At 34.0% G+C, this 5,709-nt stretch carries 4 protein-coding genes and 1 pseudogene; 4 read left to right on the forward strand and 1 reads right to left on the reverse strand.

Annotated elements, in window-relative coordinates; genetic code table 11:
- The first annotated feature begins 31 nt into the window (after positions 1-31).
- Positions 32-1,927 (forward strand): S9 family peptidase, encoded by a 1,896-nt coding sequence (locus KHW44_RS05710; protein ID WP_304067032.1) that lies wholly within the window; start codon positions 32-34, stop codon positions 1,925-1,927.
- 3 nt (positions 1,928-1,930) lie between these two features.
- Entirely contained in the window at positions 1,931-2,785 is an 855-nt protein-coding gene (locus tag KHW44_RS05715) for a YihY/virulence factor BrkB family protein (protein WP_304067033.1), read from the forward strand.
- Between the two features lie 331 nt (positions 2,786-3,116).
- On the opposite strand, the gene KHW44_RS05720 is transcribed toward KHW44_RS05715, so the two are convergent.
- Positions 3,117-4,199 (reverse strand): sugar diacid recognition domain-containing protein, encoded by a 1,083-nt coding sequence (locus KHW44_RS05720; protein ID WP_304067034.1) that lies wholly within the window; start codon positions 4,197-4,199, stop codon positions 3,117-3,119.
- A gap of 103 nt (positions 4,200-4,302) precedes the next feature.
- Between KHW44_RS05720 and KHW44_RS05725 the strand changes: the two genes are divergently transcribed.
- Entirely contained in the window at positions 4,303-5,433 is a 1,131-nt protein-coding gene (locus KHW44_RS05725) for a glycerate kinase (RefSeq protein ID WP_304067035.1), read from the forward strand.
- A gap of 1 nt (position 5,434) precedes the next feature.
- Positions 5,435-5,709, forward strand: a pseudogene (locus KHW44_RS05730) (GntP family permease); the annotation flags it as partial.

Here is a 5,709-nt window from a genome sequence, read left to right on the forward strand (position 1 = left end):
TTATCTTAATATATAAATGAAGGAGAGTTATATGAAATATTTCGATTACGATTCATTTAAAGACTTTACATTTATTTCAAAGTTAAAAGCTTTAAAAAATTCAGACGATATTTTCTGTGTTACGACCACAGCTAATATAAAAGATAACAAATACGATTCAAATATTCACAAAATCGGAGACAATAAAAACTTCACGAGTTCCGACAAAGACTCTTCATTTTTTGAATTGAGTGATGGAGATTTATTGATTGTTAGAAATTCTGAAAAAGAAGAAGATTCTGACACGACGTCTTTTTACAGACTTCCTGTTAATGGTGGAGAAGCTGTAAAAGAGTTCGACATCGATTTAAAAAACTGTGAAATTATTTTCGAATTGGAAGATTCTTTTATCCTAAAATACGAATTCGATAGACATCATGAGATGAATAAAATCACAGAAGAAGAAAAAAACGAAGATGTCGAAGTTTTGACAGAACTTCCCTATTTTGAAAATGCAGTTGGATTTACCGACAAAAAAAGAACTAGACTTGCAAGATATTTTCCAAGCATCGACAAAATGGATATTCTGACAGACGAATTTTCAAATATTTCATCTGTCGACATCAATGATGACAAATCAAAACTTGTTTTCGCGAGAAATTCTTACGAAAATGTTATGAAAATCGAAGATGATTTAGTTGAATACGATTTGAAATCCGGAAAAGAGTCCGTGATTTTACAAGGTTTCATGATAATGTCTGTGAAATATTTCAACGACGATATCGTAATTCTCGCTACAGATGGAAAAGAACACGGACTGAACCAAGACTGTGAAATCTACAAAGTTGCAGGCAACAAAGCGATTAAACTAAACAAAGATCACTATTGTTTGTATAATTCTATCGGTTGTGATTTGAAATATTCTTCAGGTAGTCAAATCGAAAAGACTGACGACTACATGTATTTTGTGATTTTGGAGGGATATGGCAGTGCGATTTTGAGAATGGATAAGAATCACAACTTCGATAAGATTTTCTCCACGAACAATTCTATCAATATGATTTCTGTGAAAAACGATGATGTGTACTACGTTTTGATATCTGAAAATCACGGCCAAGAAGTTTACAAATTAAACGGCGAGCAATTAACTCATTTGAACAATGACGATTATCATATCAGTAAGAAGGACAAATTTACTTTTGAAAATGACGGACACTCATTTACAGGCTGGGCAGTTTATCCAAAAGATTACGATGAAAACAAAAAATATCCTGGAGTTTTATCCGTTCACGGCGGCCCAAAAACTGTTTTCGGCGAAGTTTTGTTTCACGAAATGGAATTATTGTCTGCAAAGGGATATTTTGTTTTCTACACAAACCCTCGCGGAAGTGACGGATACGGAAATGAATTTATGGATATAAGAGGAAAATACGGAGATGTGGATTATTCAGATTTGATGAAATTCACAGATATCGTTATGGACAAATACCCTATCGATAAATTGGGCTATACTGGTGGATCTTATGGAGGATTCATGGCGAATTGGATGATGACTCACACTGACAGGTTTGATTGTTTTGTAAGTCAACGTTCGATTTCAAATTGGATTTCTTTCAGTTTGATCTCAGATATTGGCTATTATTTTGGGACAGATCAAAACCACACTGAAACAGTGCTAAATGATTATGATAAATTGTGGGACAAATCTCCACTAAAATACGCAAAGAATGCTCACACTCCAAGTCTTTTTATTCATTCTACAAAAGATTATAGATGTCCAGTGTCTGAAGGAATGCAAATGTTCCAAGCTTTAAAACTTAACAACACACAAAGTCGATTTGTGATGTTTTATGGAGAAAACCATGAGCTTTCACGATCTGGAAAACCTAAAAACAGAATCAGAAGATTGAAAGAAATCTGCGATTGGTTTGATGAATATTTGAGGTAAACGATGAAAAAACAGAAAAAAGAAAAAAAGAATTTGTTCTTCAAAAAATTATTACAATCAATAAAAGAAGACCAAATCCCATTATTGAGCGCACAGACAACTTATCATTTTATAATGAGTTCGGTGCCATTTCTAATAGTTTTATTAAATATTGTGTTGATGGTTGCTGCAAGTAAAATTGATTTGATTATCAAATCAATGGAAGTCCTTCCCCCTGAAACGAGAAATATTCTAATGACATTGATAAACACGATTATAAGTAACAGATCCTCATCTGTACTTTCCATCTCGTTGTTGGTGGCGTTGTGGTCAAGTTCTAAAGCTTTGAAATCTTTAATCAAAGCTATGAACAAAGCATTTGATGTGAGAAGCGAAAACGGATTTTTGAAAACACAACTTAAAAGTATTCTGTTCACAGTGGTACTACTTTTATTGTTGATGGTGACATTGGTGTTCATCGCATTTGGTGGATTGATTTTAAATCTAATTGAGCAATATATGAAAATACGAATACCATACTTCGCACAATTTTTCAGATATTTAATCCCTATCGTGTCCATGATTTTTGGGTTCACATTGCTATACAAATTCGCGCCGGATTTCGATTCAACAAGAAGCATCAAATGGAAATCCGCAATGCTAGGAGGAACAATCGCAACCATCGGATGGCTGTTGATTACATTGTTGTATTCGTTCTACGTATCCAACATTTCGAATATGTCCTTGACATACGGACCATTGGTAGGCGTGTTTGCACTTTTTGTGTGGATTAATTTATCTTCACAAATAATCTTGATTTCAGCAGAAATAACCGCCAACTATGACCAAGTAAAAAAAGGCGTTATATATTCAACTTAGGATTAAGTGAAATAAGTAGATTACAAGCTTTGATAAGGTGGTTTACGATTTTTTTGTGTTTTATTTCTCTGTAAAATGATAATGTCCAGCGATTATGTGCACATATGAAATAAAAATAGACAAACCGATACGGTTAGAATATCATACGGAGGAAATAAGCATAAATTCAAGCGAAGTGAATCGTAAAAAAATTGTGCTGTTTGAGCCGAAGGCGAGTTCACAATTTTAGATTCACAAGCTTAGAATTTATTTATTTTCGTAGTCTAGATATTCGTTTGTATCGGTTTGTCTATTTTCGTATATCTTGAATCTACCTTTTGCTATTTTTTTCTTAATTTAATATAAAAGCCAAATACAACCTAATAAAATCTTCTACATTTCTAGGATCAAGTCCTGTGATATCTCTAAGTTTATTCAGTCTGTACTGTACGGTGTTTTTGTGCACGAACAAATCCTCAGCGCATTTTGTTATACTTTGATTATTTGTCGCATAAATTTTTATCAAATCTTTGTAAATATTGTAATCTTCGTCGGAAATATCTTTCAATACGACTTTTTTGAATTTTTGTATTCTGTCCTTTTTGATACTTCCAAGTAAAATCCCCAAATCCAATGTGGAATAATCCACAACGCAGTCTTTCCTTTGCAAATTATCCAACCAATCCAACGCAACCATGCAGTTATCGTAATTTTTCTTAAATTGGTTAATCATTTTGAATGAACCGCTGATGCCAAAATACACCCTACTATCGATAGTGTCGTAAATTTGGTTTCTGATTTTTTCCAGTTTTTTCTTTATAATAATCTTATCTACGTTATTTGAAAGAATTAGAATTTCTCCATAAAATACGCTGTAGACGAAATTATTGGACAGATTATTCTCCAAGATTTTGTAAATTAGATCGGAGTCTTTCAACAAAAATCTGCTATCTGTATTTTTTCCAACTATAACGTATTTTTCGTCTTCACTTTCCAAATATCTGTACAATCCGTAATCGTCCAACTCATTTATCAAACTCTCAAACAAATACTTGTTCATGTCCTTTTTCTTGAGTTTGTTCTTCTCAACAAGTTGTTCTTTGACGAGTATTTCGGTCATTTTTTTGATGATGTTGCCGTATTTCATAACTTCGTCTTTATTTCCAGTGATGCCGATAACGGCGATGATTTCTCCGTCGATTGTAACGGGAATGTTGATTCCCTTCTTAGCTCCGACGTATTCTTTCTCATTATCGACAAAAATCGTTTTGTTTTGCTTTACGCATTCCTTCGCAGCTTCGTGATAAGTGCCAATTCTATTTGAATTTGTAGAATAAATAATATATCCTTCTTGGTCGAAAAAGTTCAAATCGTAATCAATTACATCTTTTAATTTTTCGACTATCATTTTTGCAGTGTGATCAGAAATTCTCATTTGTTCTCCATAATAATAAATTTATTTGTTCATTTAACATTATTATTACATAAAACATACATTTGTGCAATCGTTTGTTATAGAATTGAGATAGGAGGTTGTTATGAATATATTAGTATTGATAGACTCTTTTAAAGGCAGTTTGAGTTCTTTGGAAGCAGGAGAAATCATCAAAAAAGCTTGTGAACAAGATCCTTCAAACAAGGTAGTAGTAAAACCTGTTGCTGATGGTGGAGAAGGAACTATTGATTCATTAAAGGATATTAAAAACGCTAGAATAGTTGAGGTCGATGTACATAATCCTTTGATGGAACATCACACAGCTAGATATTTAATTGTTGATGATAAACTTGCGATTATGGAAATGAGTGAATCCAGCGGACTTACGCTTATAAAAGACAATTTGGATCCAATGAATGCTACGACATTTGGAGTTGGAGATATGATAAAGGATGCTCTGGATAAAAATATCAGAGAATTTATCATTGGAATCGGCGGCTCTGCAACTACAGATGGTGGCATGGGAATGCTTCGAAGTTTGGGAGCACGATTTTTTGACGAAGAAGGAATCGAAATCTCAAACGGTCCAATAGGAATTATCGATCTGGAAACAATTGATTTGGATAATTTCGATGCAAGACTTAAAGAATGCACATTCCAAATAGCTTGTGATGTGGACAATCCATTGTGTGGAGAACGCGGTTCGGCGAGAGTATTTGCACCACAAAAAGGTGCAAGTCCAAAACAAGTTGAAGAATTGGATAAACTTTTGGGCAAATATCACGAAGTTACAAAAAAAGTTATTCCAGATGCAAATGATACGATTGAAGGAGCAGGTGCTGCTGGTGGTTTAGGTTACGCTTTAAAAAATTATTTGAATGCAGAATTGAAACCAGGGATTGAAATCATTCTAGAAATGCTTGGCGCAGATGAGTTAATCAAAAATTCCGATTTGATTATCACCGGTGAAGGCAAGATGGATTTCCAAACATCTATGGGAAAAACTCCAGTAGGAATTGCAAATGCAGCGAAAAAATACAATAAAAAAGTCATCGCTTTTTGTGGCGTTTGCGACAACGATGCAGTCTCAGTTAACGATAGAGGAATCGATGCATTCTTCCCTATTTTAAATAAATGTATGAGCACAAATGAAGCTATGGAGAAAAAAGTTTCAGAAGAAAACTTGTACAGAAGTGTTAACCAAGTAATGAAATTAATAAATTTATGGAGGTAGTATGGACAACGTAACATTTTCAACGATTGGAGCATTGATTGGCTTAGCGTTATCAATTTTTCTAATCATCAAAAACTTCCACGCAACTTACGCACTTATCATAGGCGCTTTGGTTGGTGGACTTATCGGTGGAGGCGGACTTGTGGGAACAGTATCTGCCATGGTAAAAGGTTCTGAATCAATGATGAGTTCAGTTCTAAGAATTATGACAAGTGGTATTTTGGCAGGCTGTTTGGTTAAAACGGGCGCCGCAGAAAAAATCGCCGACACGATTAT

The organism is Finegoldia magna, assembly GCF_018371055.1.
GTDB classification, from domain to species: Bacteria; Bacillota; Clostridia; order Tissierellales; family Peptoniphilaceae; genus Finegoldia; species Finegoldia magna_I.